This is a genomic window from Gellertiella sp. DMC107 (assembly GCF_056313605.1).
In genome coordinates, this window is sequence record NZ_JBQUZZ010000002.1 from 446,304 (window position 1) to 473,104 (window position 26,801).

Sequence of the window (26,801 nt, forward strand, 5' to 3'; positions counted from 1 at the left end):
TTATTTTCCGGCCCATAAAGAGATCAAACGGTAAGGTTCACATAAAGATATCTCTATATCCTTCTGTCCTTGTCAGCGCCGGCTCTTCCGGCTACTAGAGTTACCGTCCATTTCTTTGAGGGGAATCCCGCATGCGCAGCAATTATCTGTTCACCAGTGAATCCGTGGCTGAAGGTCATCCTGACAAGGTCTGCGACCGGATTTCGGATGAAATCGTCGATCTCGTATATCGTGAAGCCGCCAAGACGGGTGTCGATCCCTGGAGCGTGCGCATTGCCTGCGAAACCCTTGCGACCACCAACCGTGTCGTCATCGCCGGCGAGGTCCGCCTGCCGCCGAGCCTTCTGAAAAAGGACAAGGATGGCAAGGACGTCATCAACCCGTCCAAGTTCAAGGCAGCGGCCCGCCGGGCCATCCGCGACATCGGTTACGAGCAGGACGGCTTCCACTGGAAGACCGCAAAGATCGACGTGCTGCTGCATTCGCAGTCGGCCGATATCGCCCAGGGCGTCGACAATGCCGCTGACCGGCAGGGCGATGAAGGGGCCGGCGACCAGGGCATCATGTTCGGTTACGCCTGCCGCGAAACGCCTGATCTGATGCCGGCACCGCTCTATTATTCGCACCGCATCCTGCAGTTGCTCGCCGCCGCCCGCAAGAAGGGCGAGGGCGATGCCGGCAAGCTCGGCCCCGATGCCAAGAGCCAGGTAACCGTGCGCTATGTCGACGGCAAGCCGAGCGATGCGGTCTCCATCGTTCTCTCCACCCAGCACCTCGACGAGAGCTGGGACTCCGCCAAGGTGCGCTCCGTCGTCGAGCCCTATATCCGCGAGGCGCTGGGCGATCTGAAAATCGCTGACGATTGCAAGTGGTACATCAACCCCACCGGCAAGTTCGTCATCGGCGGTCCGGACGGTGATGCGGGCCTGACCGGCCGCAAGATCATCGTCGATACCTATGGCGGTGCCGCCCCCCATGGCGGCGGCGCCTTCTCCGGCAAGGACACCACCAAGGTGGACCGCTCCGCCGCCTACGCGGCCCGCTATCTGGCGAAGAACGTGGTCGCCGCGGGTCTTGCAGACCGTTGCACCATCCAGCTGTCCTACGCCATCGGCGTTGCGCAGCCCCTTTCGGTCTATGTGGACCTGCATGGAACGGGCAAGGTTTCCGAAGACCAGATCGAGGCGGCAATCCGTAAGGTCATGGACCTGTCCCCGTCGGGCATCCGCCGCCACCTCGATCTCAACAAGCCGATTTACGCGAAGACGGCCGCTTATGGTCATTTCGGCCGCAAGGCCGGCCGCGACGGCTCCTTCTCCTGGGAGAAGGTGGATCTGGTCAAGGCTCTCAAGGATGCGGTCAAGGCCGCAGCGTAAAGGCTTGAATATGACGGAGAGCGAACGCCGTAGCCGCGCGACCGAAGCCTTTTTCGGTCGCCGCAAGGGCAAGCCGCTGCGCGATACGCAAGCCGAGGCGATCGCCTCGGCATTGCCCGTGCTGAAGATCGACCTTCATTCGGAAGCGCCGGCAGACCTGTCGGCGCTGTTTGCCGTTCCGGTCGAAAAAATCCGGCTGGAAATCGGTTTTGGCGGCGGCGAGCATCTGGCGCACCGCGCGGCCGAACAGCCTCAGACGGGCTTCATCGGCGTGGAGCCCTTCGTCAATTCGATGGCCAAAATGCTGTCCAAGGTCGACGAGCGGGGCCTGACGAACATCAGGCTCTATGACGACGACGCCACCCAGCTGCTGGACTGGCTGCCGGCATCGTCCATCGATCAGATCGATCTTCTCTATCCGGACCCCTGGCCCAAGAAGAAGCACTGGAAGCGGCGCTTCGTGTCCAGGGTCAATCTGGATCGCTTCCACCGGGTTCTGAAGCCGGGCGGATTGTTCTGCTTCGCATCCGACATCGATACCTATGTGAACTGGACTTTGCTGCATTGCCGCGATCATGGCGGCTTCGAATGGCAGGCCCGCAACTCGGGCGACTGGCTTCGTCCATTCGACACCTGGCCGGGTACGCGATACGAGGCCAAGGCGAGGCGGGAAGGGCGTTCCTCCGCCTATCTCACGTTCCGGCGCGTCTGACCGCGCTGGAGATCATTCCGGTCTTTGTCCGTCAGTGCAGGCTCACCGTCTTCAGGTCGTCTTCGGCTGCCTTGAAGAAGGTGCTGGAACGGTTATCCGTCAAGAGGATGGGCGTCCCGTCGGCGCCGAACAGCGCCCACAGATCCAGCGACGGATCGATTTCCGGTGCTTCCGGAAAGCATCGGGATACTTCTTCAGAACGCATCTTCCTGATATAGCCGACCTCGCCCGCGCCCAGGTGGGCAAGTTCCGACTGTGTCAGCTGTGCATGAACGTCTTTCATCATTCCGGTCCCTCCAGAATAAGGGTTACGGCGGTACTCGCCGTTGCTTCAGTTTGAAACCGAAATGTTAATTTTCCGCACCATGCGCTCCGGTTCTGGACGAATGAGATCGATGGAAAGCAATCCATTTTTCAGGCTTGCCCCCAGAACCTGCATGCCATCGGCCAGAACGAAGCTGCGCTGGAACTGACGCGCCGCAATGCCGCGGTAGAGATAATCCCGCTCGCCCTGGTCCATTTGCCGCCCGCGGATCAGCAACTGGTTCTCTTCGGTGGTCACCTCCAGCTCGTCCTCGGAAAAGCCCGCGACCGCCAGCGTGATCCGCAGTCTCTCGGGAATGGCGCGAGCCGGATCGCCCGACATTCTTTCGATATTATAGGGGGGATAACCGTCGCTCGCCTTGGCAATCCGCTCCAGCGTCTTTTCCATGGCATCAAAACCCAGCAGCAGCGGGCTTGCGAAGGGGGGCATGCGGCTCATCGTCTCCAAGTCCTTGCATTCAAGCGACCGATCCGGACCCCTCGGGGCATCCGGTGCCTCTGAATATGGTATCCGGAAACATCGGTTGCAAGTTCTTCCGTCAGGCCGCCGGCGGGCTCATCAACGGCTTTTTACCACCCGGTAAAAAGCCGAACTTGACTTTGGCGATAAGCAATTGTCAGGTGCCACGGCAGATTTACGGGCAACGTCGCTTCGGGGGCAGGCATGAGCGAAAAAAGAAAGATCATCATCGATACGGATCCGGGTCAGGATGACGCCGCCGCCATCTTCCTGGCCTTCGGCAGTCCGGAAGAGATCGATCTGCTGGGTATTACCACGGTCGCCGGCAATGTGCCGCTGAGCTACACCTCCCGCAACGCCTTGATCCTTTGCGAGCTGTGCAATCGCCCCTCGGTGAAGGTTTTTGCCGGCGCGGACAAGCCTCTCAAGCGCGCTCTGGTCACGGCGGAACATGTGCATGGCAAGACCGGGCTCGATGGGCCGGCGCTCGAGGAGCCGACCCTGTCGCTTCAGCCCCAGCACGCCGTCGATTTCATCATCGAAACCCTGCGGACCGAGCCCGCCGGCACGGTGACGCTTTGCACCCTCGGTCCCTTGACCAATATCGCGACGGCGCTGACCCGGGCACCCGATATCGCCCCCCGCATCCGCGAACTGGTCATGATGGGCGGCGGCTTCTTCGAGGGCGGCAACATTACCCCCGCTGCGGAATTCAACATCTATGTGGATCCGGAAGCCGCCAAGATCGTCTTCGGCGCCGGCATCCCCATGGTCATGATGCCGCTCGATGTCACCCATCAGCTCCTGACCCGGAAGGATCGCGTCAACCGCATGCGGGAACTGGGCACGCGTCCGGCCATAGCCATGGTGGAAATGCTGGAGTTCTTCGAACGCTTCGACGTGGAGAAATACGGTTCGGATGGCGGTCCGCTACACGATCCGACCGTCATTGCCTACCTGCTGAAGCCCGAGCTTTTCGGCGGCCGCTTCTGCAACGTCGAGATCGAAACGGAATCCGAGCTGACGGCGGGAATGACGGTGGTCGACTGGTGGCACGTGACCGACCGCAAGCGGAATGTCCAGGTCATGCGTTCGGTGGATGCGGACGGTTTCTTCGACCTTCTCGTCGAGCGTTTCGCCCGCATCTGAAGCGCAGCACAAGCAAAAAGCCCGCCTGACCGGCGGGCCTTTCTCATGACCGGAACGATGCACCTCTCCGGTCAGAACTCTTCCCAATCCGCATTGACGGCCAGAGCCGTGGCGCCTGCGGTCCGTGGCTGCGGAGCGGGCGCAGCAGGACGCGCGGGGCGCAGGGCGGGCGCCGATGCCTTCGGCGGGTTCGCAGCCGGCGGGGCCGGCCGCGAGGAGGCCTTGGCGGGCGTGGCGGCCACATACCGGCTGCCCGATGTGGTAAAGCGGCTGACGACCTGCTTCAGCATGTCGGCCTCGTCGTTCAGCACGTGGCTGGCTGCCGTCGTTTCCTCCACCATCGCCGCGTTCTGCTGGGTGACCTGGTCCATCTGGTTGACGGCGCCGTTGATCTCCTTGAGGCCCACGGCCTGCTCGCTGGCCGAAGACGACATCTGCAGGATGAGGCTGTTGATCTGCATGACTTGCTGGGAAATTCGGCCGAGCGCCGTTCCCGCCTGCGCGACCAGATCCACCCCTTCCTTGACCTGAATTCCGGAAGCGTTGATCAGGCCCTTGATTTCCTTGGCGGCATTGGCCGACCGCTGGGCCAGTTCGCGCACTTCCTGGGCGACGACGGCAAAGCCCTTGCCGGCTTCGCCGGCGCGTGCGGCTTCCACGCCGGCATTGAGCGCCAGAAGATTGGTCTGGAACGCGATTTCATCGATCACGCCGATGATGCGCGACACCTGAATGGACGATTCCTCGATTCCCCGCATGGAATCGATCGCCTTCTGCACGATTTCACCGGAACGCTCGGCATCCGCGCAGGCCGTATTGACCGTGGTGGCGGCAATCCGGGCATTATCGGCGCTTGAATTCACCTGTTCGGTGATTTCGTTCAGCGCTGCGGCCGTTTCCTCCAGGCTGGCCGCCTGCTGCTCGGTGCGATGCGAGAGGTCGTTGGCGCTCCGGCTGATTTCGGACGTGCCGCTGTTGATGTTGTGCACGGTGGAATTCAGCGCGATGATCGTGTCTTCCAGGCTTTGCAGCGCGCTGTTGAAATCCTGTTTCAGGGCCGCGTAATTGCCGGGGAAGCTGTCCTCGATCCGGTAGGCCAGATTGCCTCGGGACAGTTCGGCGAGCGCCTTTCCGAGCGATTGCACCACGTGGCGCTGCAGGTTGTCCGCCTCGCTTCTTTCCTGGTCGTTGCGGGAACGCTCGTGCTCGGCGGCCGCGCGCTGGTTGCGGTTCTCGTTTTCCAGATGCTGGGCATCCGAGAGCGTGTGCCGGAAGCTTTCCAGGGCGGTGGCCACGGCACCGATCTCGTCGATCCGGTCCTGGCCGGAGACCGGCCGGTCATACTGGTTGGCGGACAGCGAGCGCACATCGGCCACCAGGGCATCCAGAGGCTTCTTGACGAAAACGCGCACCGCGAAATAGAGGGCGGCCATCACGGCCAGCAGCATCACCAGCCCGCCCACAGCCATCAGCCAGGTCTGCGAATTCACGGCGGCAGAGATGGCAGATGCGGGCACATCCACGAGCACCACCCAACGGGCATTGAGATCGGGAAGCTGGAAGGGATAGACGACGCGGTAGATATCGCGCCCCTCATTGTCGACCTGCTGGTCCAGGATCCGGGCCGTTCCCGATTTCAGCGCATCGTCGATCTCCGCTTTTCCCTCGCCTTCGAAAGGCTTGATCAGCAGCTTCTCGGTCGGAGCCACCAGCCATTTGCCGGTCTGCGACAGAAGCAGCACCCGACCGCTTTCCAGCGGATGAAGCTGCGAGAGGCGCTGGCCGATCGAAGCAAGGGTGATGTCGACGCCGGCCACCCCGATCAGTTTTCCTTCGGCTTCGACCGGATAGGCGATGGAGGTGATGACCGCCTTGACTTCCTCTGTGGTGTAGGGATCCGTAACGCTCCCCTTGCGGGTCTGCGCCGCCACCGCGTACCAGGCATCCTTGTAGCTTTCGCTGAAGGTGGAAAGCTTGATGCCGCCATTGCGGTCCTTCGTCCAGTAAGGCGTGAAGACACCGTTCTTGTTGCCGCCCAGTTCCAGCTTGTCCTTGACGCTGTCCTGTTCGCCATCGATGGCCTTCGGCTCCTCCTGCATCCAGCTGCCAAAGGCGAAGTCATACTGTTCCACATTGGCTTTCAGGATGTCGATGACGCCCTTGCGGTCGAGATACTTGCCCTGGGTCGATCGGCCGATGACGCCGGACATGGAGCGGGCCGCACCGGCGAGATGCGCGATATCCGCGGAGATCGAGTTGGCAATGGAACTCGCCTCCGCCTGCGCCTGATCGAGCGTCAGCTTCTCGACGCGGCTTCGTGTCTCCGAAATCAGAATGGCATTGGTGGTGAACAACACGGCTGTGATCGCGACGCCGCTCACGGCGATCAGCTTCACGGCAATGGTCTTGAAACGGGAATTGAGCATAATGCCTCGGCCAATTGGGGCCCGTCCTCCACGGACCCGAAGCGGGATGCTCTTTCATGGAGCGTCAAACGCATGCGGCAGCGGCCGCATCCATCGCGTCAATCAACGCAAAGGCTATCGATCCATTATTAATTAAAACTAAAACCAGTGAGTACTGCTTACATATCAGGGAAGACTGCAATTTGATGCTTTAACTGCAGTCACGGCCTGGATGGAGCCGGATCTAGACTTCCCTGTCCACCTCATCCGCCATGGGAATGGACGGCTGGGCCCCCGCCTTGAGGCACGCCAGCGAGCCGGCGACGGCGGCGCGGCGCAGGGCCTTTTCGAACGGCATGCCGCTTTCCAGAGAGGCGGCAAAATAGCCGCAGAACGTGTCTCCCGCGCCGACCGTATCGACCGGCTCGATTTTCAGCCCTTCGGCCCGGAACAGCTTGCCGTCCCGGATGGCGACAACGCCCTCTGCGCCAAGCGTCACGATGATTGTCTGGCCGTTTTCCGCATGCAGGCGCTTGAGCGCCGCGATGCGATCATCCGCCGTCAGACGGTCCTGACCTGCCAGACGTTCGAATTCGGTTTCATTCGCAATCACGATGCTGGCCTTGCGGCCCAGGTCTGCGGCCCGGTCAGTCAGGGGCGCAATATTGATCACGGTGGTCACGCCCTTGCCGTGGGCGGCTTCCAGGGCGGCTTCCACCGCCTCTGCGGGCACTTCCAGCTGCACGAGCAGGTAGTCGCCCCGTTTCATGCCGGATATGGCAGCGCGCGCATCGTCTGCGGATACGGCTGCATTCGCACCGGGCACGACGGCAATCATGTTTTCCCCATCGCCGCCGACGAGGATCAGGGCCGTGCCGGTGGGATGGGGGGAGGTCTTGACGGCCTGCATATCGACTGACGCCACATGCATCATGGCCGTTGCCTGCGCCGCGAAAGGATCGTCCCCGACCGCGCCGACCATTTTCACCTTCGCACCGGCACGCTGTGCGGCGAGCGCCTGGTTGGCGCCCTTGCCGCCGGCAGCGGTGGAAAAGCTGGTTCCCGAAACGGTTTCGCCCGGCTTCGGCAGGCGTATCGTGGTGGCGACAAGGTCCATGTTGATGGAGCCGAGGACAGTGATCATGATGCTATTCCGGATCGGGTTTCTGGATCCGAACAGTGCCCGACCACTTCAGTCCTCGTCAACCACTCTGAGGCGCAATTTGCCCGTTGGGCTTTCCGCAAACGGGATCACGGGATCCTTTTCCCCGGCTTTCGGCTCCTCGGCCGGCGCGGCAAGATCGAGGGCGGAGATCCGCTCTCCCCGGCGCAGGATCTTGGCGGTCGACACGCCGATCGCTTCCACGTCCCTCTGGCTCTGGCCGAAATGGGTTTGCAGCTTGGAGACCCGCTCGTCCAGCCGTGCCAGGTCCTGCAGCAGGGTCGCCACTTCGGCCTGGATGAGATGCGCCTGTTCCCGCATGCGCTGATCCTTGAGAAGCGCCTGCAGCAGTTGCACCGACAACATCAGCAAGGACGGCGAGACGATCATGATGCGCAGCTTCTGCGCCCGCTGGATAACGGGCTCGAAGCGTTCGTGGAGATCCGCAAAGATCGATTCGGAAGGCACGAAGAGAAACGCGGTCTCCTGCGTTTCACCCGGGATGAGATATTTCTCGGCGATCGCCCGGATATGCAGATCCATATCCCGCCGAAACAATTGTGCGGCGGCCTGCCGCCTGTCCGGTTCCTGCGCATCGCGGAACAGGTTCCAGCTTTCGAGGGGAAACTTGGCATCGACGACAAGGCCCGGCGCGCCGTTCGGCATGCCGATCAGGCAATCCGGACGATTGCCGTTGGAGAGCGTCGCCTGAAAACTGTAACCGCCGAAGGGCAGGCCATCGGCGATGATCGCTTCCATCCGTCCCTGTCCGAAAGCGCCTCGGGTCTGCTTGTTGGAGAGGATGGCCTGAAGGCCCGCCATGTCACGGGCCAGGGTTTGAATATTGGCTTGCGCGGCGTCGATCACGGCGAGCCTTTCGGCCAGCCGCCGGAGATTGGCATGGGTCGCCTCGGTCTGGGCCTGCAACGTATGGCCGATCCGGCCTGTCATGCCGTCGATCCGCTCGCCGAGCAGGCTGCCGAACTCCTGCTGCCGGCGGTCCATCATCTCTGTCATGGCCTGAATGCGGCCATGCATCTCTGCCTGGGCCTGCATCAGTTCGGCCATTGCCAGGCGGGATTGATCCCCGGTGACCTTGCGACGGAGGGTCAAAAATACAACCAATACGGATGCAATCACAAGAAAACCAACCAGAACCATCGATTCCTGCGAAGAAACCTGGCTGAAAAAATTTCCAAACATCTGGCCCTCAATGGCTCCGTTTTGCTCCATTAAAGGATCAAAACATGAACATAGCTGGAAATCAAGGCAAGCTTTGGAAAAGAAAATCAGTTGTGTTGAATTGGTATGTTAGCGCTTAGTGACTTCTAAGGTAAAAACTTACATTAGTAGTTTAATATAATTTTTACCTGAAAAGATATTTATCAAATTTAATATAGACTAAAATCGCGATGAATACTCGCGGAGTCTCAGGGGATATACATGACAGAGAACGAAGCGCGCCGCGAGCTGGACAAGAGGCTTTCCTTCATCGGTCTCGATGAGGAAGCCCGCAGGACATTGCGCACATTGAGCCCGGTGATTCGCGAGGCCATGGATGCCGGTCTCGACACTTTTTACGGCAAGGTGGCGGCGGTTCCCGAAACCGCGGCCTTCTTCCGCAACGAGCAGCACATGAAGCACGCCAAGCGGCGCCAGCTGGATCATTGGGGCATCGTATCGAGCGGTGAATATGATGTCCGCTATGTTCAGGGCGTGCAGACCATTGGCGCCACCCATGCCCGAATCGGGCTGGAGCCGCGCTGGTATATCGGTGGCTACGGGCTGCTGCTCGAGCAGATGATTCACGCGGTGGCGCAGAAGCGCTGGCCCTCCCGTTTCGGCAAGTCCAAGTCCAAGCAGCTGGCGGGGGAAATTTCCGCCATCGTCAAGGCGGCAATCCTGGACATGGATTACTCCATTTCCGTCTATCTCCAGAAGCTGGAAGAGGAACGTCAACAGGCCGAGACTGCACGCAATGCCGTGGAGCGGGAACAGAACGAGGCCCTCGCTGCCCTCACCGAGACGCTGGAAGCCCTCTCCAAGGGCAATCTGGAAAGCCGGATGCCCGAGGGTCTTGCCCCCGGCTTCCAGAATATGGTCGACGACTACAACAACGCGGCGGAAAATCTCCGTGTTGCCCTTTCCACGGTCCGTCATGCGGCGGAAAAGATCCTGGATAGTACAGGATCCATTGCCGAAGCGGCGGACGATCTCGCGCGCCGGACCGAGCAGCAGGCCGCAGGCCTCGAAGAAAGCACGGCAGCCCTGCAGGAGTTGACGGGCAACGTCACCGTCACGGCCCGGGGTGCGAAACAGGCCTCCGACGTCGTCGGGCAGGCGCTCACGGAGGCCCAGGTTTCCGGCGAAGTGGTGACCAAGGCCGTGACGGCCATGGGTGCCATCGAACGCTCCTCGGACGAGATTTCCAAGATCATCGGCGTCATCGATGAAATTGCCTTCCAGACCAACCTGCTGGCGCTGAATGCGGGCGTCGAGGCCGCGCGTGCCGGCGAGGCGGGACGGGGCTTTGCCGTCGTCGCCCAGGAGGTGCGCGAACTCGCCCAGCGCTGCGGCAAGGCCGCGCAGGAAATCAAGTCGCTCATCTCCCAGAGCTCCAGCCAGGTGCAGACGGGCGTCGGTCTCGTCAACGAGGCCGGTGGCGCCCTCGACAAGATCATCGGGCGCATCGTCGAGATCAACGGGATCGTTTCCGGTATCGCCTCGGCGGCGGAAAGCCAGTCCGGAGGCCTGCGCGAGGTCAGCGCGGCCATCATCAACATGGATCAGATCACCCAGCAGAATGCCGGCATGGTGGAACACACGTCCCACCAGACCGAAACCCTGCGCGAGGAGGTGGAGCGGCTCGTCACGGCCCTTCGCGGATTCCGGACCCGCAGCGAGGCCCGTCTTCAGGAAGATGCACGGCAGGCCGCCTCGAGCTTCACACGCCGGGCCGGCTGAGCCTGCCGCCGGCAAAATCCTCGAAAAAGCCGTCTGAATGGCAATTCCCACGACCGAAAAGATCGGTTATGGGAATGCCATGACGATCAAGCCCCTTATCATTCTGCCCGATCCCGTCCTGCGCCAGGTCTCGAGCCCGGTGGAGCGGATCGATTCCGAAAGTCTGCGCCTCGCCGACGACATGCTGGAAACCATGTATGATGCGCCCGGCATCGGTCTGGCGGCCATTCAAATCGGCGTGCCCCGCCGGCTGGTGGTGATCGACGTCTCCAAGGAGGGTGAGGACAAGAAACCGCTCGTGTTCTTCAACCCGGAAATCCTTGCCTCCAGCGACACGCGCTCCACCTATGAGGAGGGCTGCCTGTCCATTCCGGATTACTATGCGGAAGTGGAGCGGCCGGCCGGCATTACCGTGCGCTATGTGGACCGGGATGGCAAAAGCCAGGAGCTGGCGGCCGACGGTCTTCTCGCCACCTGCCTCCAGCACGAGATCGACCATCTCAACGGAACCCTTTTCATCGATCATATTTCCCGCCTGAAGCGCGAAATGGTGATCCGCAAGTTCACCAAGGCTGCCAAGGCGCGCATCTGATCCGCGCTCGAGGCCGGGAGTGCTGCCATGTCCCTGCGCATCGTTTTCATGGGAACGCCCGATTTTGCGGTCGCGACGCTGAAGGCGCTGCACGCCGACGGCCACGAGATCGTGGCCGTCTATTCCCAGCCACCCCGGCCTGCGGGCCGGCGCGGCCTGGAATTGCAGAAATCGCCGGTTCACCAGGCGGCTGAATCACTGGGGCTTCCGGTCTTCACCCCCCTCAACTTCAAGGCCGAGGAAGACCGCGCGCGTTTCCGGGGCCATGCAGCGGATGTTGCGGTCGTCGTAGCCTATGGATTGCTTCTGCCTCCCGCCATTCTGGAAGCGCCCCGCCTCGGCTGCTACAACGGCCATGCCTCGCTCCTGCCCCGCTGGCGTGGAGCCGCGCCGATCCAGCGCGCGATCATGGCCGGCGACACGGAAACCGGCGTCATGGTCATGAAGATGGATGCCGGCCTCGATACGGGGCCGGTTGCCCTGACCGTCCGGGAGGCTATTCGCCCCGACATGACGGCCGGCGAACTGCACGACCGGCTGATGCAGGCCGGCGCTGGCGTCATGGTGGAGGCCATGACGCGTCTGGAGGCTGGCGATCTGCCGCTCGAGCCGCAGTCGGAGGACGGCGTTCTCTATGCAGCCAAGATCGACAAGGCCGAGGCCCGCGTCGATTTCAGCCACCCGGCGGCCGAGGTTCATAACCTCGTTCGGGGATTGTCGCCCTTTCCGGGCGCCTGGTTCGAACTGCCGAGCGGCGGAAAGACAGACCGGGTAAAAATCCTGAAGAGCGAACCGGTCTCCGGGGAAGGCCCTCCCGGCACGCTCCTCGATGACCGTGGCACGGTCGCCTGCGGGTCCGGCGCCCTTCGTCTCGTCCGCCTGCAGAAAGCGGGTGGCAAACCCCTGGACATCGACGACTTTATCAGGGGCACGCCGCTTCCGGCGGGCACAAGGCTGCCCTGATGCACCGCTACCGGCTTCTCGTGGAATATGACGGCACGCCCTATGTCGGTTGGCAGCGGCAGGAAAACGGCCAGTCCGTACAGGGCGCGCTGGAAAATGCGGTCCTGTCCCTGACGGGAGAAACCGTGTCCATCCGGGGCGCCGGGCGCACGGACAGCGGCGTCCATGCCATGGGGCAGGTTGCCCATGTGGATATCACCCGTCCCTGGGACCCGCGCAAGCTGCGCAACGCGCTGAATGCCCATCTGAAACTCGCCGGCGAACGCGTCGCCATCCTGGCCGTTGCGGCCGTGCCGGACAGTTTCGATGCGCGCTTTTCCGCCATCCGCCGACATTATCTCTACCGGATCATCTCCCGGCCGGCGCCGCTGGCCCTGGAAGCGGGGCGCGCCTGGTGGGTCCCGAAACATCTCGATGCGGATCGCATGCATGCGGCCGCGCAGCGACTGGTCGGCCATCACGATTTCACCAGTTTCCGATCCGCCCATTGCCAGGCGGCAAGCCCGGTGCGCACGCTCGACCGGCTGGATGTGACCCGCAGTGGCGATCTCATTGAAATCAGGGCCAGCGCACAGAGCTTCCTGCATAACCAGATCCGCTCCTTCGCCGGGACGCTGAAGCTCGCAGGCGAGGGAAAATGGAGCCCGGACGATGTCCAGGCGGTGCTGGAAGCGCGCGATCGCAAGGCCTGTGGCCCGGTCGCCCCACCTGAGGGTCTCTATTTCATGCAGGTGGATTACAAGGAGGGAGCCTAGCTCCGCTCACGGCGTCGCGATGCCGAGGAAGCCACTGAGCCAATCCGACAGGAATATGGCCGGGACGAACTGCACCAGCACCAGCGAAACGATCAGCACCGTGTGATCGCCGCAGATCATCCGGAAAATCCGTTCCAGCGCGATCAGGAGAACGCAGACCAGCGCCAGCCATGGCAGGGCAATCACCCCCCACAGTCCGGGGAAAAGCAGAACGACCAGAAGCATCAGGGCCGTTGCATAGGAAAAAGGCACCGACAGCCAGTTCGTTGTGGTCACCAGGGCATTGAACCGGTTGCCGTAGCCGGCGATGGCGAGCACCATTCCGGAGAGGAGGAGCGGAAACAGCCATCCGATGGCCTCCGTCATCGCCACGCGAAAGAGGAAGAGGCCACCCGCCTCCGTTTCGGGGGGCATCGCCTCCAGAAAATTGGCCCGCGCCGACAGGCAGGACAGGATCATCGAAGGCAGGCACCAGACGGCGGCCCAAAAGGAACGCAGGCTTCCGCGTGGCGTCAGATCCAGCATCCCGAAACCGGCAGGATCGCCGAGCATCAGCAGCCAAAGACCGCGAAGATAGATCCTGACTTCCTCAAGCCCCGGCATTGTCGAACCATTGCTCCAGGAAGGCGAGGTAGATGGTGGCCAGCTCTTCCAGCTCCTGCACCGGCACGCGCTCATCCACCATATGCATGGTCTGCCCGACAAGGCCGAACTCCACGACGGGGCAGTAATCCTTGATGTAGCGCGCGTCGGATGTGCCACCGGTCGTGGACAGTTTCGGCTCCTGGCCCGTAACCCGTGTGACGGCGGCCGAAAGGGAGGCGATCAGGCCGTTGTTGCGGGTGAGAAACACATGGCTGGGGCGCTCTGCCCAGGAAAGCTCGTAGCGCACGGGATCGCGGCCCGGCCGCAAGGCCCCTCCGGCGGCGGCAGCGTCCAGCCGCCGTACGATTTCGGCCTGCAGCGTCTCGGCCGTCCATGTGTCGTTGAAGCGAATGTTGAAGGCTGCTACGGCGCGGGCCGGAATGACATTGGTCGCGGCATTGCCGACATCGATAGTGGTGACTTCCATGTTGGAGGGCTGGAATTCGTCCGTCCCATGGTCGAAGGGCGGGTCCATCAGTGCGGCGGTCAATTGCAGGATGCCGCGGACCGGATTGTCGGCGAGATGCGGATAGGCGGCGTGTCCCTGTACGCCATGCACGGTGATCTTGCCGGAAAGCGAGCCGCGCCGGCCGATCTTGATCATGTCGCCGAGCCTCTCCGGATTGGTGGGTTCCCCGACCAGCGATGCGTCCCACTTTTCGCCCCGGCCAGCCGCCCATTCAAGTAGCTTGATCGTGCCGTTGATGGCCGGGCCTTCCTCGTCGCCGGTGATGAGGTAGGAAACCGAGCCCGGGAAAGCGCCATGCTTTTCCAGATAGCGCGCCGTTGCAGCGACGAAGCAGGCAATGCCGCCCTTCATGTCCACGGCGCCACGCCCGTAAAGCACGCCATCATGAATTTCCGCCGCAAAGGGGGGATGGGTCCAGGCCTGCTCGTCGCCCACCGGCACCACATCCGTATGACCGGCAAACATCAGGTGCGGGCCCGACGTGCCGATCCGCGCATACAGGTTCTGGATATCGGGCGTGCCCTCCTCGGTCGCCGTCATGCGCTCCACCCGGAAGCCGAGCGGCTCCAGCATTGCGGTCAACGCCGACAGGGCTCCGCCCTCGTGCGGGGTCACGGAGGGGCAGCGCAGGAGCGCCTGCAGATTGGCGACGGGATCCTTGGAAATCATGGCGGGGCAGGTCCGATAGGTTCTAGAAGGTGCCGAAAATGCAACGGCAGGAGACTTTCCACAAGCCCCCTGCCGCCGACACTGCGTTGAATTTCATAAATGATTCACGCTCGCGCGCGATCAGGCCTGCCTCAATCGCGCAGAAGCTCGTTGATGCCGGTCTTGGAGCGGGTCTTTTCGTCCACGCGCTTGACGATGACGGCGCAGTAGAGGTTCGGCGCCGGCAGGCCATTGGGCATGGTGGCGCTGCCGGAAGGCATGGAGCCGGCGACCACGACGGAATAGGGCGGAACCTCGCCATAGGTCACTTCGCCGGTCGCACGGTCGACGATCTTGGTCGACTTGCCGATGAACACGCCCATGCCGAGCACGGAGCCCTCGCGCACGATGCAGCCCTCGACCACTTCCGAGCGGGCGCCGATGAAGCAATTGTCCTCGATGATCGTCGGTCCGGCCTGCATGGGCTCCAGCACGCCGCCGATGCCGACGCCGCCGGAGAGATGCACGTTCTTGCCGATCTGGGCGCAGGAGCCGACGGTCGCCCAGGTATCCACCATGGTGTTCTCGCCGACATAGGCGCCGAGATTGACGAAAGACGGCATCAGCACCGCGCCGGGCGCGATGAAGGCGGAGCGACGCACCACGGCATTCGGTACGGCGCGGAAGCCGGCGCGCTCGAATTCATTGGCCGACCAGCTGTCGAACTTGGAGGGCACCTTGTCCCACCAGCTGGAATTGCCCGGGCCGCCCTTGATGATTTCCATCGGCGTCAGACGGAAGGACAGCAGCACGGCCTTCTTCAGCCACTGGTTCACGGTCCAGGTGCCGTCAGCACCGCGATTGGCCACCCGCACCTGGCCGGAATCGAGCAGGTTCAGCGCCGTGTCCACCGCGTCGCGCACTTCGCCCTTGGTCGAAACGGTGATGCTGTCGCGATTGTCGAAGGCGGCGTCGATGACCTTTTCCAGGGATGCGAGATCGGGTGCGCTCATGGCAATTCCTTAAACTTCGGGCTCTATCGTGAGGGGTTCCAGGAAAGGTCCGTCGCCGGACTTTCGTGACAATGCTCTAAGGGACAGGCCTGTTGGCGTCAACGCATATCGCCGACAGGACCGGCAGGGAATCCGACATGGCAAAACTGAAGACGGGAAAGATGCGGCGCAAGGACGGGGTCTGGGATCCCTTGAAAAGCAACGTCGCCGACAAGCATGGCGCGGAAGGCGTGCCGAAGACGCCCCAGTCGGAATCCCCCTCCTACCGCCTCGCCTATGCCGATGACGATTTCCTCTCTCGGGAAGAACTGCGCCCCATCCGCCTCCAGCTCGAATTGCTGAAGCCGGAAATGATCCTCACCGAACGCGGGGTCAAGTCCACGGTGGTGATGTTCGGCGGTGCGCGCATTCCCGAACCCGGCAAGGATCCCTGGGCCGCGAAGAACGACGTGCAGCGCGCCAATCTCACCCGGGCAGCCGTTTATTACAACGAGGCGCGCGAATTTGCCCGGCTCTGCTCCATGCATGCCTCGCGGTCGGGCTATCAGGAATATGTGGTCGTCACCGGCGGCGGGCCGGGTGTCATGGAGGCAGGAAACCGGGGGGCTGCGGATGTGGGCGCCCCGTCGATCGGCCTCAACATCGTACTGCCGCACGAGCAGGCGCCGAATGCCTATGTCACGCCGGAATTCAGCTTCAACTTCCACTACTTCGCCATCCGGAAAATGCATTTCATGATGCGCGCCAAGGCGGTCACCGTTTTTCCGGGCGGCTTCGGCACCATGGACGAGCTGTTCGAGACGCTGACCCTCATCCAGACCCGGCGCATGGCCCGCATACCCCTCATCCTGTTCGGAGAGCGCTTCTGGCGGGAGATCATCGATTTCGATTCGCTGGCGGATTTCGGCACCATCGCGCCGGAGGACATCGAGCTGCTCAATTTCGTCGATACGGCGGCCGACGCCTGGAAAATCATCCAGGACTTCTACGAGCTGGCCGAGGATTGAGCGGTTTGAGGTGCGCTTAGGAACAAATCGCAGCAACGGATTTATATAGACCCGACAAAAAACCTGCTTTTAATTTTAAATGAGTAATGTATGATTTTCAGAGTTGAATGCGGAGAGTGACAAGATGCCCGAAGAAGACGATCTCGTAACGAGACTTTTATCTGAAGGATGGCACATATCCGGCTACTCCACAGCCATGATGGCGGCCGGTGCTATGGTACATTCAATTCTTTTGGTTTCAGGGATTAAAGCTATTGCTGTGAACATAGTCGTTAACGGCGCAAAAGAGCTGGGCCGAACCACTACCAACATATCACCTATACAACGCCAACGTGGGGGGCTTTGGTCTTAATCAATTGCTTGACAGGCAATATTCGCTCAATGTTCGAAGCTTTTTGCGTATTAAAAAGCCCGTCCCCGTAAAGGGACGGGCCTTCGACCGGGCCGGGACAGGTTGGGGAACCCGTCCTCGGGAGCCCATGAAACGCAAGGCTCCCCGTGGCGGCATCAGCCCGGAAAATCGTCGATGGAAACGCTGCCGTCGCCATTCAGATCCATCTGCTTCACCAGATTTTGCGCGCCGGCTTCTGCCTCGGCCTTGCTGATCTGGCCATTTTCATCGGTGTCGAGTGCCCGCATCATGCCGCGGCCGCCCATCATGGGGCCCTTGCCGTGATGGCCCTTGCCCTTGCCCCAGCCGTGTTTCTGCGGCGAACCCTGGTCCGGGCCACCCATGTCGTCGGGGCCGTCCATGTCGCCGCCCGGTCCGCCGGGCTGGCCCTTCATGGCCTCTTTCATCTCCGCGCGGCGGGCTTCGTGCCAGGCGCGCATTTCCTTCGGCGTGACCGCGCCATCCTTGTCCGCATCCACCTTGGCAAACAGGCTGTCTGCGCCGGCGGTCGCTTCCTCGGGCGTGATCTTGCCGTCCTTGTTGGCATCGAAATTCTTCAGCATGAAGACATAGGCGGCAGGCCGTGCCATCGGAGGCAGGGGCCGGTCTTCCTTCTGGCGCGCCAGGGCGGCGCTGCCGAAAGCGCCAGCCAGCAATGAGGCCGAAAGAGCGGCCAGAACGATTTTCCGGGTCATGTTTTTCTCCTTGGGATTGTTTGCCCACGAAGAAAACCTAGTCCCGACCGGTCTCCCGGCCAACTTACCGATCGGTAAGGCAGATTAAATCTGTGTCATCTTGCGGGGGCTCAGCCCTTCAGGATGGTGGCGAGGAACTGCTGCAGATCGTCCGTGGCATAGTCGATGTAATCATCTTCGCCCGTCAGCCGTTCCCAGCTTTCCGTGACCACTTCTTCCAGATTGCGGGGCACTAGCAGAACGGTCCGCATGCCCATCGCCTTCGGCACCACGAGATTGCGCGGCAGGTCCTCGAACATGGCCGCATGGCGCGTATCGATGCGGTTGAGGTTCATGAACTTGTCATAGGTGCTGCTGGCGGGCTTTGGCGTGTAGTCCGCGGCCACGATATCGAAGATATCGTCGAAATGCTCGAGAATGCCGAGCGCACCGGCGGCCTTTTCCGCGTGAGCGACCGTGCCGTTGGTGAGGATGAACTTCCGGCCCGGCAGGGACTTGATCGCCTCGCCCAGTTCCGGATGCGGAAGGAGCGCGCTGTAATCGATCGCATGCGCCCGCTCCAGAAAGGCCTGGGGATCGATGCCGTGATGCAGCATCAGGCCCGCCAGGGTCGTGCCGTGATCGTGATAATACTGCTTCTGCAGTTTCTTCGCTTCCACCGGCTCCAGCTGCAGCAGCTCGGAGACGAAGGCCGTCATGTTCTTGTCGATCTGCGCGAACAGGTCGACATGATGCGGGTAAAGCGTATTGTCGAGATCGAAGACCCAGTCGCGGACGGTTTCGAAGTCGGTTTTCTCGGGCGTGTGCTTGATCTTGGTCATGCCGGTCTTATGCACTGTCCGGCGCGGGATGGAAATGCCCGCGCTGAACCGGCGGTCAATATTTCTGGCGTGACAGGCCCGTGCAGGCGGTGCTAGCAGGGCCCATGGAACTCTGGGTCGGCATCACCATCGCCAGCGCATTCTTGCAGAATCTGCGCTCGGTCTTTCAGAAGCATCTCAAGGGGCAGATGGGCACGACGGCGGCCACCTTCGTGCGCTTCGGCTTTGGCGTGCCTTTTGCCATCCTTTACCTGCTCATCCTGCATTATGGCCTCGGGCACGTCTTTCCGAAACCCAATCCGGCCTTTCTCGCCTGGGGGCTCGTCGGCGGGCTTGCGCAGATCGGCGCAACCTTCCTGCTGGTCTACCTGTTTTCCTTCCGGAATTTTGCGGTCGGCACCGCCTATTCCCGCACCGAGCCGGCCCAGGCCGCTCTGATCGCCTTCCTGTTTCTCGGCGAGCGGTTCGGTCTGGCCGATCTCGTGGCGCTGACCGTCTCCATGGCCGGGGTCATGCTCATTTCGGTCGCCCGGACGGATATCACCCCGCGCGCGCTTCTGGCGGCAACCATCAGCCCGACGGCGCGGATCGGCCTGCTCTCCGGTCTGCTCTTCGGCCTCTCCGCCGTGGCCTACAGCTCCGCCTCCGGCTCTCTGGCGGCAAGTCTGCCCGAACGGGATGCGATGATGCAGGCGGGCTATACGCTGGTCTATGTCATCGTCCTGCAGTCCGCCTTGATGCTGGCCTATCTGCTGGTGCGGCATCCCGGCGAATTGCGGGCCATCGGGCGCGCCTGGAAGGTCTCGACGGCAACCGGCTTCGTGGGTGCCACCGCTTCCTTCGGCTGGTTCACCGCCATGACGCTTCAGCAGGCGGCCCTGGTGCGCTCGCTCGCTCAGATCGAGATGGTTTTTACCTTCGCCTCCACCGCATTGATCTTCAAGGAGAGGGTCAACCGCTTCGAGGTGATCGGATGCGCGCTGATCGTTGCAGGCATCCTGCTGCTGTTCCTGATGTGAAAAACCCGGCGCAGAGGCCGGGTTTAACGAAGAAACTAGGATCAGGTCTCAGGGCACCAGAAGCGTGCCCGCGCCGCCTTCGGTGAAGAGTTCGAGCAGCACCGAATGGGCCGTCTTGCCGTTCAGGATGACCACGCCCTGAACCCCGGCCTTGATCGCGTCGATGCAGGTCTCGACCTTGGGGATCATGCCGCCGGAAATCGTGCCGTCCTTGATCAGCGCGCGGGCTTCGGAAACGGAGAGCTCCTTGATCAGCTCGCCCTTCTTGTTGAGAACGCCCGGAACGTCGGTGAGGAACAGAAGACGCGTGGCATTGAGCGCGCCGGCGATGGCGCCGGCAAACGTGTCCGCATTGATATTGTAGGTATGGCCGTCGCGGCCGGGTGCCACAGGCGCGATCACGGGTATCATCTCGGAGCGGGCCAGCAGATCGAGAAGCGTGCGATCCACTTCCACCACCTCGCCGACGAAGCCGAGATCCAGCACCCGCTCGATATTGCTGTCCGGGTCGGTCACGGTCTTGGTGGCCTTTTCGGCAAACACCATGTTGCCGTCCTTGCCGCAAAGGCCGATCGCCCATTCGCCGGTCTGGTTGATGAGCGCGACGATCTCCTTGTTGATGGAGCCGGCAAGCACCATTTCCACGATCTCGACCGTCTTCTGGTCGGTCACGCGCAGGCCGCCCTCGAATTTCGATTCGATGCCGAGCTTGGTCAGCATGGCGCCGATCTGCGGGCCGCCGCCATGCACGACGATGGGGTTGACGCCCGACTGCTTCAGAAGCGCGATATCGGCGGCAAAGGCGCGGCCGAGTTCCGGATTGCCCATGGCATGGCCACCATATTTCACCACGATCGTGGTGTTTTCGTAGCGCTGCATGAAGGGCAGGGCCTGCGCCAGCAACCGGGCCTGCATTTCACTTTCGGACGTCGTCATCGCTTCAGGATCCTTCGGGGCAAGGGCGGCTCCGCACGGCCGCGTCGAGCCGGCCTTTTATCGCAACTTTCTGACAGTGGGAATAATCCCGTGAAAAACTTTGCCACGCCGCTCCTGCCGCAGAACGGCCCTTCTCACTGCCGCGAGTTTCCATTAGGTTGGGCTCGCTGACTTTGTAATGTCTATGCAAATCGCCGCAGCGAGCCCGTTTTCAAGCGACCGGGCAGGGCCGGTCTCAACTATTCTGGAAGGGCGTATGGCCGTCGACGAACTGTCTGAACTCCTATCGCGTGTCGCGCTTCGCGACCGGTCGGCCTTTTCGCTGCTCTATCAGCGATCCAGTCCGAAACTTTTTGCCGTGTGCCTTCGTATATTGAAGGACAGGACAGAGGCTGAGGAAGCGCTGCAGGAGGTATTCATCAAGGTCTGGCAGAGAGCCGACCGTTTTGCCTCCGACGGGCGGAATGCCGGGGGATGGCTGACGGCCATCGCCCGCAATCACTCCATCGACCTCATCCGCACGCGCAAGCCGGTCGCCGACCAGATCGAGGAGGAATATGACCTCGCCGATCCCTCGCCCGATCCCGAACGCGGGGCAGAGCTGTCTGCCGAGGGCCGCCGCATCGATCGCTGCATGAACGAGCTCGATCCGGACCGTGCCACGGCAGTCCGTCAGGCCTATGTGGAAGGCCTGAGTTACCAGGAACTGGCCGACCGGTTCCGTGTGCCGCTGAATACGATGAGAACCTGGCTTCGGCGCAGCCTCATCAAACTGAGAGAGTGTCTGGACCGATGACAACGCCCGATCGCAGCAGTGGAGATCGCTCCCGCGACGAAGTCCTCGCCGGCGAATACGTGCTCGGCGTCTTGTCGGCCGACGACCGCCGCAAGGTCGAGGCACGCATGGTCCTCGACCGCAGTTTCGCGGCCATCGTGGAGCGCTGGCAGGAAAATCTTGCTTCCTTCGAGGCGGAATACGGCACCGAAGCGCCGCCCGCCTGGATCTATCCCCGCATCGAACAGCGTCTTTATGGCGCGCCGGCCGCCAGGCCTTCGGTGGGTCTGTGGCAATCGCTCGCCTTCTGGCGTGCCGTCACCGCGCTGTCGCTCGTCATTGCCGTTGGCTTTGGCGTCAGCCGCATGAACGTTGGGGGCGCCGGTGCCGGCAACGAGCTGGTGGCTTCGCTCGTCGGCGAGGGCAATGCGGTCAGCTATGCCTCGTCCTATGATCCGGGGACGGGCATGTTCCGCATGACGCCCGTGGCTGCCGGCGGCGAGACGGAAAAGTCGCTCGAGCTCTGGCTCATCCAGGGCAGCAACCCCGCTATCTCGCTCGGCGTGTTGCCGCAGACGGGCGAGGGCGAACTCATGGTCCCCGCGAAGTGGCGCGACAAGATCCGCGAAGGCGATCTTTTCGCCATCAGCCTCGAGACCTTCGGCGGCTCGCCGACGGGCAAGGCGCAGGGTCCTGTTCTGGCGGTGGGGCCTGCCAAGGTCAAGAAATGACCTGATGATAAAGTGATATATAAAAAGGGGCCTTCTGGCCCCTTTATTTTTTTATCGAGAAAAAATTTGATAGTTTGAAACTATTCTGAACGCTCTCCCGTATATCCAGTATCCGGCACAACAGAATATCCGGATAAAAACATGCGCCAGTGGGAGGTCCATGGCGCGTGAACGCCAATCATTACTTATGGAGACGTGCCATGAAGAAGGTAATACTGCGTGCTGTTCTTGCAGCTGCTCTCGCCGGTTCGGCCATGACCGCCGTCCAGGCCGCCAATCCCGAAGTGGGCGGCGCCCCGATGTACGAGGACAAGAACATCGTCGAGAATGCCGTGAATTCGAAGGATCACACGACCCTTGTCGCCGCCGTGAAGGCTGCCGGGCTCGTTGAAACCCTGCAGGGCAAGGGGCCGTTCACCGTCTTCGCACCGACCAATGCTGCCTTCGAAGCCCTGCCGGCCGGTACCGTGGACACGCTTCTGAAGCCGGAGAACAAGGAGCAGCTGACCAAGGTCCTGACCTGCCATGTGGTGGGCGCGGAAGCCATGTCCGATGCTATCGCCAAGATGATCAAGGACGATGGCGGCAAGCACGACGTGAAGACGCTGGGCGGCTGCGTGCTCAAGGCGGAAGACAAGGACGGCAAGATCACGCTGACCGACGAAAATGGCGGGGTTGCCACCGTCACCATCGCGGATGTGAAGCAGTCGAACGGCGTCATCCATGTCATCGACAAGGTGATCCTGCCGAAAATGTAAGCCCATGGCGGTTGGGGCTCGATCCGCCCCGACCGACCTTACTGGGTTACGGTCTCGACGATGGCTGCCCGCAGCTCGTCGAGGCCTTTTCCCTTTTCGGAGGAGGTGGAGAGCACGACCGGATAGGCCGCCGGCCGTTTGCGGATCTTTTCCATCGTCTCGGCGATCAGGCGCGGCACGCCCGCTTCCTTGATCTTGTCGGTCTTCGTCAGCACGACCTGATAGGAGACGGCCGCCTTGTCGAGGAGCGACAGCACGTCCTCGTCATTCTTCTTGATGCCATGTCGGCTGTCGATGAGCACATAGACGCGCTTCAGCGTGGCGCGACCGCGCAGATAATCGAAGACCAGCTTCGTCCAGGCATCCACCTGTTCCTTCGGCGCCTGCGCATAGCCATAGCCCGGCATGTCGACCAGGGCCATGGGCGGCAGGTCTTCGCCTTCACCCGAATAGCCATCCGGAACGAAATAGTTGAGTTCCTGCGTGCGACCCGGCGTGTTGGATGTGCGGGCAAGGCCCTTCTGCCCCGTGAGCGCATTGATCAGCGAAGATTTGCCCACATTCGAGCGGCCGGCAAAGGCCACTTCCGGCGGCCCCTCGGGCGGCAGGAATTTCAGCGATGGCACGCCGCGGATGAAGATCCACGGATTGCCGAAAAGTGGCTTGTCGTCCTGCCCGGCATCACTGGCCATCGGTCTCGTCTTTCGATTTCGGAATGTCTCCGGTTCCGATTCACGGCTTTGGCCGGGAAAGTCAAGAAATCATTGTCCGCGCAGCAGTCTTTGCTGGCGGAGATATTCCGCGCCGAGATAGCTCAGAAGGGCTGCAAGGATCAGTGATCCGCCGATGATGGCCCTTATATCGGGAATTTCGCCGTTGAAAATCGCGACCCAGACCGGGCTCAGCATCGTCTCGGCCGTGCCGAGCAGGGCCGCCAGCGCCGACGGCACCAGACGGGCGCCCGTGACGAAGAGAGCCATCCCAAGGCCGAGATTGAAGACGCCGAACACATAGAGAATGCCGAACTGCTCCGGCGTAACCGCGAGCGATATCGCCTGCGTGGAGGCAATCAGCGTCGCCGTGAAGCCGCCCACGCAGGCTGCCGGCGTCATGCGCACATTGGGATAGCGGCGCGTGATCACGGTGGTGGCGGCAAAGACCAGTGCGATCGCCAGCGCCAGCGCATCGCCCTTCGGCGAGATCGATCCATCGAAGGACTTCGACATCATGATCGCCACGCCGGCGATGACCGCCGCAATCGCCCCCCAGGTCAGCGAGGAAATCCGCTCCTTGTAGACGATGCGGCTCATCAGCGCGGCGAGCAACGGCACGCCCGCCTGGATCAGCACCACATTGGCAACCGTCGTATACTGGATCGCGACGATGAAGCAGGTGGTGGCGATGGTAAAGCTGGTGGCTACCACCGCGCCCGGCCAGCCCATGTTGCGGAAAAGCAGGATCGTGCCCCTCGGCCCGTCCCGGAACAGCATGAAGAACAGCAGGAAGACCGCGGCGAAGAGGCAGCGCCAGAAGATCACCGCCCAGGCGTCGTCCATGGCCAGAAAGCGGGCGATGGCCCCGCCAAAGCTCCAGAAAAAGGCCGATCCGAACACCAGTATGGCTCCGGTCTTTTCCTGCGCGCCAAATTGCCCGGCCGCAGCCGGCATTGCCTGGGACATGGTCTGAGATCTCCTCCGTCTCGACGCAGACTAGCAGCCGGTGCGGCCGAGACATCGCCGGACGCGACATACGGGTGCCGCACGCAGGCAAAATTCTGCCGCATCGGGCAAAAGAACGGGGTGCAACGAAAAACCCCGGGAGGATGCTCCCGGGGTTCGAAGGTTCATTCCGCGGGCGTCGGCTTTCGCCGGAAAAGGCCCTTCAGATTGTCGAACAGCTCGATCTTGGCGCCGTTGCGCTTCATGATGATGCCCTGCTGGATGATGGAAAGCGTGTTGTTCCATGCCCAGTAGATGATCAGACCGGCCGGGAAGGTGGCCATCATGAAGGTGAAGATGACGGGCATCCAGGTGAAGACCATGGCCTGGGCCGGATCCGGCGGGGTCGGGTTCATGCGCATCTGCAGGAACATGGTGACGCCCATGATCAGCGGCCAGATGCCGAGATGCAGCATGGTGGGCGCTTCGAAGGGCAACAGGCCGAAGAGATTGACGATGCTGGTCGGATCCGGCGCGGAGAGGTCGTGGATCCAGCCGAAGAACGGCGCATGGCGCATCTCGATGGTCACGTAGATGACCTTGTAGAGCGAGAAGAAGATCGGGATCTGGAAGGCAATCGGCCAGCAACCCGCCAGCGGATTGATCTTCTCGGTCTTGTAGAGCTCCATCGTGGCTTGCTGGAGGCCCATGCGGTCGTCGCCGAACTTCTCCTTCAGCGCCAGCATCTTCGGCTGCACCATCTTCATCTTCGCCATGGAGGCATATTGCTTGTTGGCGAGCGGGAAGAAGAGTGCCTTCACCACGATGGTGGTGGCCAGGATGGCAATGCCGAAATTACCGAAGTAGCGATAGAAGAAGTCCATCAGCTTGAACATCGGCTTGGTAATGAAATAGAACCAGCCCCAGTCGATCAGGCGATCGAACTTCGGCACGTTATACTTGGCAAAATAGCCGTCGACGACAGGCACTTCCTTGGCGCCGGCGAAGATCATGTTCTTCACTTCTGCGCTCTGCCCGGGCGCGACCGTCACCGGATCGGCACGGAAATCCGCCTGGAAGGACGGCTGCTGGGCGGCGATATGCACGAAGCGCGACGAGAACGCCACGTCCTGCGGCGGAATGAGCGCGGCGGCCCAATACTTGTCGGTAATGCCAAGCCAGCCGGTTGTGGTCTTGCCGTGCTCGACGTTTTCCTTCTCGATGTCGGAATACTTGCTTTCGCTGAGCTTCTGGTCTTCGAGAACGCCGAGGAAGCCTTCGTGCAGCACGTAGACCGATGTGCCCTGCGGCTTGTTGTAGCGGGTCACGCGGCCGTAGAGCGAGGCGGAAAGCGGGGTCGTGCCGCCATTGGTGATCTTGTCCGTCACCGTGAACATGTAGCGCTCGTCCACCGCGAAGGTACGCGCGAAGGTGATGCCCTTTTCATTGGTGAACGTCAGCGTCACCGGGGTCTTGTCGGTCAGCTTGTCGTTTCCGGAAACGGTCCAGAGCGTATCGGGGCCCGGCAGCTTGCCGCTTTCCGGCGTTTCCACATAGCCGAGTTCGGCGAAGTAGCCGTCCTTGGTGTTGGACGGGCTGAAGAGCGTGATCAACGGGCTCTTCGGATCGACGGTCTCGCGATAATTCTTGAGCTTCAGGTCGTCGAGGCGAGCGCCGGCGAGGCGGATCGAGCCTTCGAGAGCCGGCGTTTCGACCGCAATGCGCGGCGAGCTGGTGGCCGTATCCCCAGCCGTATTGGCAGGCGTCGCGGCAGGGGAGGGTGCGGCCGCAGGAGCGGCGCCCGCCGCATCGGCCGGCTTTGCCTGCGTCTGGCTGGTCGTCTGCTGCGCCTTGGCGGCAAGTTCCGCCTTGCGCTGGGCCTCAAGCCGCGGGTTCATGTAGAAGAACTGCCACGCCATCACGATCAGCACGGAAAGTGCGATTGCCACGAGTGAATTGCGTTTGTTTTCCATTATACTTTCCTGGGGCGGCTTTCACCGGGCCGCGTCGGCTGAGGCTTGGACTGGATGCGGTCTGTCAGTTGGGCTGTCAGTTGCTCGAAGGGGACATCCAGGACGTCCCGGCGGGCGACGATTACATAATCGTGCCCGGGCAGCATTGCAAACCCTGCCTTGAGGCGGACCGCCTCTTTCAGCCGGCGGCGCATGCGATTGCGCTCCACCGCGTTGCCCTGCTTTTTGGTGACTGTAAATCCGGCCCTTGCGGCCGTTTCCGGATCGCGGCGATCGAGGACTTCCAGGAGGAAGGTGCGCCCTTTCCGTTTTTCGCCTTTCTGGACGGCGAGGAACTGCGGCCGGCTTTTCAGCCGCCCGACAGTCTTGGCATGGGTCTTTGCGTCATCGCCCGCCATCG

At 61.9% G+C, this 26,801-nt stretch carries 27 protein-coding genes; 12 read left to right on the forward strand and 15 right to left on the reverse strand.

Features of this window, described 5'->3' with window-relative positions:
* Positions 1-131: 131 nt before the first annotated feature.
* Together metK and trmB are read left to right on the forward strand one after the other, a co-directional pair.
* The gene (gene metK, locus ACT54B_RS07560) at positions 132-1,376 is read left to right on the forward strand and encodes a methionine adenosyltransferase (RefSeq protein ID WP_476044031.1); all 1,245 of its coding nucleotides are present in this window, start codon (positions 132-134) and stop codon (positions 1,374-1,376) included.
* A gap of 10 nt (positions 1,377-1,386) precedes the next feature.
* On the forward strand, positions 1,387-2,088 hold the full coding sequence (gene trmB / locus ACT54B_RS07565; protein ID WP_476044033.1) for a tRNA (guanosine(46)-N7)-methyltransferase TrmB: 702 nt from the start codon (positions 1,387-1,389) through the stop codon (positions 2,086-2,088).
* Between the two features lie 31 nt (positions 2,089-2,119).
* Here trmB and ACT54B_RS07570 read toward each other — a convergent pair whose 3' ends face one another.
* Positions 2,120-2,374, reverse strand: coding sequence for a BQ00720 family protein (locus tag ACT54B_RS07570; protein WP_476044035.1), 255 nt, complete (start codon positions 2,372-2,374; stop codon positions 2,120-2,122).
* A 45-nt stretch (positions 2,375-2,419) separates the two neighbouring features.
* On the reverse strand, positions 2,420-2,851 hold the full coding sequence (locus ACT54B_RS07575; protein WP_476044036.1) for an Hsp20 family protein: 432 nt from the start codon (positions 2,849-2,851) through the stop codon (positions 2,420-2,422).
* 225 nt (positions 2,852-3,076) lie between these two features.
* On the opposite strand from ACT54B_RS07575, the gene ACT54B_RS07580 reads away from it, so the two are divergent.
* A complete protein-coding gene (locus tag ACT54B_RS07580; RefSeq protein ID WP_476044038.1) occupies positions 3,077-4,021 on the forward strand; it encodes a nucleoside hydrolase in 945 nt (314 codons plus the stop codon).
* Between the two features lie 71 nt (positions 4,022-4,092).
* Here ACT54B_RS07580 and ACT54B_RS07585 read toward each other — a convergent pair whose 3' ends face one another.
* The 3 genes from ACT54B_RS07585 to ACT54B_RS07595 all read right to left on the reverse strand — a co-directional run bounded on the left by ACT54B_RS07585 (position 4,093) and on the right by ACT54B_RS07595 (position 8,791).
* A complete protein-coding gene (locus tag ACT54B_RS07585; protein WP_476044039.1) occupies positions 4,093-6,447 on the reverse strand; it encodes a methyl-accepting chemotaxis protein in 2,355 nt (784 codons plus the stop codon).
* A gap of 223 nt (positions 6,448-6,670) precedes the next feature.
* A complete protein-coding gene (locus ACT54B_RS07590; RefSeq protein WP_476044041.1) occupies positions 6,671-7,570 on the reverse strand; it encodes a ribokinase in 900 nt (299 codons plus the stop codon).
* A gap of 48 nt (positions 7,571-7,618) precedes the next feature.
* Complete coding sequence (locus ACT54B_RS07595; protein ID WP_476044043.1) at positions 7,619-8,791, reverse strand: DNA recombination protein RmuC; 1,173 nt, start codon at positions 8,789-8,791, stop codon at positions 7,619-7,621.
* A 240-nt stretch (positions 8,792-9,031) separates the two neighbouring features.
* Between ACT54B_RS07595 and ACT54B_RS07600 the strand changes: the two genes are divergently transcribed.
* From ACT54B_RS07600 to truA, 4 genes are all read left to right on the forward strand, one after another.
* Positions 9,032-10,552: a methyl-accepting chemotaxis protein gene (locus ACT54B_RS07600; RefSeq protein WP_476044044.1), complete on the forward strand. Its 1,521-nt coding sequence runs from the start codon at positions 9,032-9,034 to the stop codon at positions 10,550-10,552.
* Between the two features lie 79 nt (positions 10,553-10,631).
* Positions 10,632-11,144 carry a peptide deformylase gene (gene def / locus ACT54B_RS07605; protein ID WP_476044802.1) on the forward strand — a complete coding sequence of 171 codons (513 nt, stop codon included), beginning with the start codon at positions 10,632-10,634 and terminating at the stop codon, positions 11,142-11,144.
* Positions 11,145-11,171: 27 nt separating this feature from the next.
* The gene (gene fmt, locus ACT54B_RS07610; protein ID WP_476044046.1) at positions 11,172-12,107 is read left to right on the forward strand and encodes a methionyl-tRNA formyltransferase; all 936 of its coding nucleotides are present in this window, start codon (positions 11,172-11,174) and stop codon (positions 12,105-12,107) included.
* A complete protein-coding gene (truA, locus tag ACT54B_RS07615) occupies positions 12,107-12,862 on the forward strand; it encodes a tRNA pseudouridine(38-40) synthase TruA (RefSeq protein ID WP_476044047.1) in 756 nt (251 codons plus the stop codon). The genes fmt and truA overlap by 1 nt, the downstream gene beginning before the upstream one ends.
* Positions 12,863-12,868: 6 nt before the next feature.
* Here the strand turns inward: truA and ACT54B_RS07620 are convergent, their stop codons facing one another.
* From ACT54B_RS07620 to dapD, 3 genes are all read right to left on the reverse strand, one after another.
* On the reverse strand, positions 12,869-13,465 hold the full coding sequence (locus ACT54B_RS07620; RefSeq protein WP_476044048.1) for a hypothetical protein: 597 nt from the start codon (positions 13,463-13,465) through the stop codon (positions 12,869-12,871).
* Positions 13,452-14,645: a succinyl-diaminopimelate desuccinylase gene (dapE, locus tag ACT54B_RS07625; RefSeq protein WP_476044049.1), complete on the reverse strand. Its 1,194-nt coding sequence runs from the start codon at positions 14,643-14,645 to the stop codon at positions 13,452-13,454. The genes ACT54B_RS07620 and dapE overlap by 14 nt, the downstream gene beginning before the upstream one ends.
* A gap of 131 nt (positions 14,646-14,776) precedes the next feature.
* Positions 14,777-15,637 carry a 2,3,4,5-tetrahydropyridine-2,6-dicarboxylate N-succinyltransferase gene (gene dapD, locus ACT54B_RS07630; RefSeq protein WP_476044050.1) on the reverse strand — a complete coding sequence of 287 codons (861 nt, stop codon included), beginning with the start codon at positions 15,635-15,637 and terminating at the stop codon, positions 14,777-14,779.
* A 137-nt stretch (positions 15,638-15,774) separates the two neighbouring features.
* Here dapD and ACT54B_RS07635 point away from each other — a divergent pair, with 137 nt between their 5' ends.
* Positions 15,775-16,644: an LOG family protein gene (locus tag ACT54B_RS07635; protein WP_476044051.1), complete on the forward strand. Its 870-nt coding sequence runs from the start codon at positions 15,775-15,777 to the stop codon at positions 16,642-16,644.
* 507 nt (positions 16,645-17,151) lie between these two features.
* Here ACT54B_RS07635 and ACT54B_RS07640 read toward each other — a convergent pair.
* Together ACT54B_RS07640 and ACT54B_RS07645 are read right to left on the reverse strand one after the other, a co-directional pair.
* The gene (locus tag ACT54B_RS07640; protein WP_476044053.1) at positions 17,152-17,730 is read right to left on the reverse strand and encodes an EF-hand domain-containing protein; all 579 of its coding nucleotides are present in this window, start codon (positions 17,728-17,730) and stop codon (positions 17,152-17,154) included.
* Positions 17,731-17,840: 110 nt separating this feature from the next.
* Complete coding sequence (locus ACT54B_RS07645; RefSeq protein ID WP_476044054.1) at positions 17,841-18,551, reverse strand: pyrimidine 5'-nucleotidase; 711 nt, start codon at positions 18,549-18,551, stop codon at positions 17,841-17,843.
* 104 nt (positions 18,552-18,655) lie between these two features.
* On the opposite strand from ACT54B_RS07645, the gene ACT54B_RS07650 reads away from it, so the two are divergent.
* A complete protein-coding gene (locus ACT54B_RS07650) occupies positions 18,656-19,570 on the forward strand; it encodes an EamA family transporter (protein ID WP_476044055.1) in 915 nt (304 codons plus the stop codon).
* 48 nt (positions 19,571-19,618) lie between these two features.
* On the opposite strand, the gene argB is transcribed toward ACT54B_RS07650, so the two are convergent.
* On the reverse strand, positions 19,619-20,506 hold the full coding sequence (argB, locus tag ACT54B_RS07655) for an acetylglutamate kinase (RefSeq protein ID WP_476044056.1): 888 nt from the start codon (positions 20,504-20,506) through the stop codon (positions 19,619-19,621).
* Positions 20,507-20,762: 256 nt separating this feature from the next.
* On the opposite strand from argB, the gene ACT54B_RS07660 reads away from it, so the two are divergent.
* The 3 genes from ACT54B_RS07660 to ACT54B_RS07670 all read left to right on the forward strand — a co-directional run bounded on the left by ACT54B_RS07660 (position 20,763) and on the right by ACT54B_RS07670 (position 22,770).
* Positions 20,763-21,302 (forward strand): sigma-70 family RNA polymerase sigma factor, encoded by a 540-nt coding sequence (locus tag ACT54B_RS07660; RefSeq protein WP_476044057.1) that lies wholly within the window; start codon positions 20,763-20,765, stop codon positions 21,300-21,302.
* Positions 21,299-22,012 (forward strand): anti-sigma factor, encoded by a 714-nt coding sequence (locus ACT54B_RS07665; protein ID WP_476044058.1) that lies wholly within the window; start codon positions 21,299-21,301, stop codon positions 22,010-22,012. Before ACT54B_RS07660 ends, ACT54B_RS07665 begins: the two co-directional genes overlap by 4 nt.
* A 200-nt stretch (positions 22,013-22,212) precedes the next feature.
* A complete protein-coding gene (locus tag ACT54B_RS07670) occupies positions 22,213-22,770 on the forward strand; it encodes a fasciclin domain-containing protein (RefSeq protein ID WP_476044059.1) in 558 nt (185 codons plus the stop codon).
* 38 nt (positions 22,771-22,808) lie between these two features.
* Here the strand turns inward: ACT54B_RS07670 and yihA are convergent, their stop codons facing one another.
* The 4 genes from yihA to rnpA all read right to left on the reverse strand — a co-directional run bounded on the left by yihA (position 22,809) and on the right by rnpA (position 26,799).
* Positions 22,809-23,462: a ribosome biogenesis GTP-binding protein YihA/YsxC gene (gene yihA, locus ACT54B_RS07675; protein WP_476044060.1), complete on the reverse strand. Its 654-nt coding sequence runs from the start codon at positions 23,460-23,462 to the stop codon at positions 22,809-22,811.
* Positions 23,463-23,531: 69 nt separating this feature from the next.
* On the reverse strand, positions 23,532-24,449 hold the full coding sequence (locus tag ACT54B_RS07680; protein ID WP_476044061.1) for a DMT family transporter: 918 nt from the start codon (positions 24,447-24,449) through the stop codon (positions 23,532-23,534).
* 164 nt (positions 24,450-24,613) lie between these two features.
* Positions 24,614-26,401: a membrane protein insertase YidC gene (yidC, locus tag ACT54B_RS07685; protein WP_476044062.1), complete on the reverse strand. Its 1,788-nt coding sequence runs from the start codon at positions 26,399-26,401 to the stop codon at positions 24,614-24,616.
* A complete protein-coding gene (gene rnpA, locus ACT54B_RS07690; RefSeq protein WP_476044063.1) occupies positions 26,401-26,799 on the reverse strand; it encodes a ribonuclease P protein component in 399 nt (132 codons plus the stop codon). The genes yidC and rnpA overlap by 1 nt, the downstream gene beginning before the upstream one ends.
* Between the last annotated feature and the right edge of the window lie 2 nt (positions 26,800-26,801).

Excerpts from the sequence above, each read along its gene's own strand:
- metK (WP_476044031.1), top strand. The coding sequence starts at position 132 with ATGCGCAGCAATTATCTGTTCACCAGTGAATCCGTGGCTGAAGGTCAT.
- trmB (WP_476044033.1), top strand. The coding sequence starts at position 1,387 with ATGACGGAGAGCGAACGCCGTAGCCGCGCGACCGAAGCCTTTTTCGGT.
- ACT54B_RS07570 (WP_476044035.1), bottom strand. The coding sequence starts at position 2,374 with ATGATGAAAGACGTTCATGCACAGCTGACACAGTCGGAACTTGCCCAC.
- ACT54B_RS07575 (WP_476044036.1), bottom strand. The coding sequence starts at position 2,851 with ATGAGCCGCATGCCCCCCTTCGCAAGCCCGCTGCTGCTGGGTTTTGAT.
- ACT54B_RS07580 (WP_476044038.1), top strand. The coding sequence starts at position 3,077 with ATGAGCGAAAAAAGAAAGATCATCATCGATACGGATCCGGGTCAGGAT.
- ACT54B_RS07585 (WP_476044039.1), bottom strand. The coding sequence starts at position 6,447 with ATGCTCAATTCCCGTTTCAAGACCATTGCCGTGAAGCTGATCGCCGTG.
- ACT54B_RS07590 (WP_476044041.1), bottom strand. The coding sequence starts at position 7,570 with ATGATCACTGTCCTCGGCTCCATCAACATGGACCTTGTCGCCACCACG.
- ACT54B_RS07595 (WP_476044043.1), bottom strand. The coding sequence starts at position 8,791 with ATGTTTGGAAATTTTTTCAGCCAGGTTTCTTCGCAGGAATCGATGGTT.
- ACT54B_RS07600 (WP_476044044.1), top strand. The coding sequence starts at position 9,032 with ATGACAGAGAACGAAGCGCGCCGCGAGCTGGACAAGAGGCTTTCCTTC.
- def (WP_476044802.1), top strand. The coding sequence starts at position 10,632 with ATGACGATCAAGCCCCTTATCATTCTGCCCGATCCCGTCCTGCGCCAG.
- fmt (WP_476044046.1), top strand. The coding sequence starts at position 11,172 with ATGTCCCTGCGCATCGTTTTCATGGGAACGCCCGATTTTGCGGTCGCG.
- truA (WP_476044047.1), top strand. The coding sequence starts at position 12,107 with ATGCACCGCTACCGGCTTCTCGTGGAATATGACGGCACGCCCTATGTC.
- ACT54B_RS07620 (WP_476044048.1), bottom strand. The coding sequence starts at position 13,465 with ATGCCGGGGCTTGAGGAAGTCAGGATCTATCTTCGCGGTCTTTGGCTG.
- dapE (WP_476044049.1), bottom strand. The coding sequence starts at position 14,645 with ATGATTTCCAAGGATCCCGTCGCCAATCTGCAGGCGCTCCTGCGCTGC.
- dapD (WP_476044050.1), bottom strand. The coding sequence starts at position 15,637 with ATGAGCGCACCCGATCTCGCATCCCTGGAAAAGGTCATCGACGCCGCC.
- ACT54B_RS07635 (WP_476044051.1), top strand. The coding sequence starts at position 15,775 with ATGGCAAAACTGAAGACGGGAAAGATGCGGCGCAAGGACGGGGTCTGG.
- ACT54B_RS07640 (WP_476044053.1), bottom strand. The coding sequence starts at position 17,730 with ATGACCCGGAAAATCGTTCTGGCCGCTCTTTCGGCCTCATTGCTGGCT.
- ACT54B_RS07645 (WP_476044054.1), bottom strand. The coding sequence starts at position 18,551 with ATGACCAAGATCAAGCACACGCCCGAGAAAACCGACTTCGAAACCGTC.
- ACT54B_RS07650 (WP_476044055.1), top strand. The coding sequence starts at position 18,656 with ATGGAACTCTGGGTCGGCATCACCATCGCCAGCGCATTCTTGCAGAAT.
- argB (WP_476044056.1), bottom strand. The coding sequence starts at position 20,506 with ATGACGACGTCCGAAAGTGAAATGCAGGCCCGGTTGCTGGCGCAGGCC.
- ACT54B_RS07660 (WP_476044057.1), top strand. The coding sequence starts at position 20,763 with ATGGCCGTCGACGAACTGTCTGAACTCCTATCGCGTGTCGCGCTTCGC.
- ACT54B_RS07665 (WP_476044058.1), top strand. The coding sequence starts at position 21,299 with ATGACAACGCCCGATCGCAGCAGTGGAGATCGCTCCCGCGACGAAGTC.
- ACT54B_RS07670 (WP_476044059.1), top strand. The coding sequence starts at position 22,213 with ATGAAGAAGGTAATACTGCGTGCTGTTCTTGCAGCTGCTCTCGCCGGT.
- yihA (WP_476044060.1), bottom strand. The coding sequence starts at position 23,462 with ATGGCCAGTGATGCCGGGCAGGACGACAAGCCACTTTTCGGCAATCCG.
- ACT54B_RS07680 (WP_476044061.1), bottom strand. The coding sequence starts at position 24,449 with ATGTCCCAGGCAATGCCGGCTGCGGCCGGGCAATTTGGCGCGCAGGAA.
- yidC (WP_476044062.1), bottom strand. The coding sequence starts at position 26,401 with ATGGAAAACAAACGCAATTCACTCGTGGCAATCGCACTTTCCGTGCTG.
- rnpA (WP_476044063.1), bottom strand. The coding sequence starts at position 26,799 with ATGGCGGGCGATGACGCAAAGACCCATGCCAAGACTGTCGGGCGGCTG.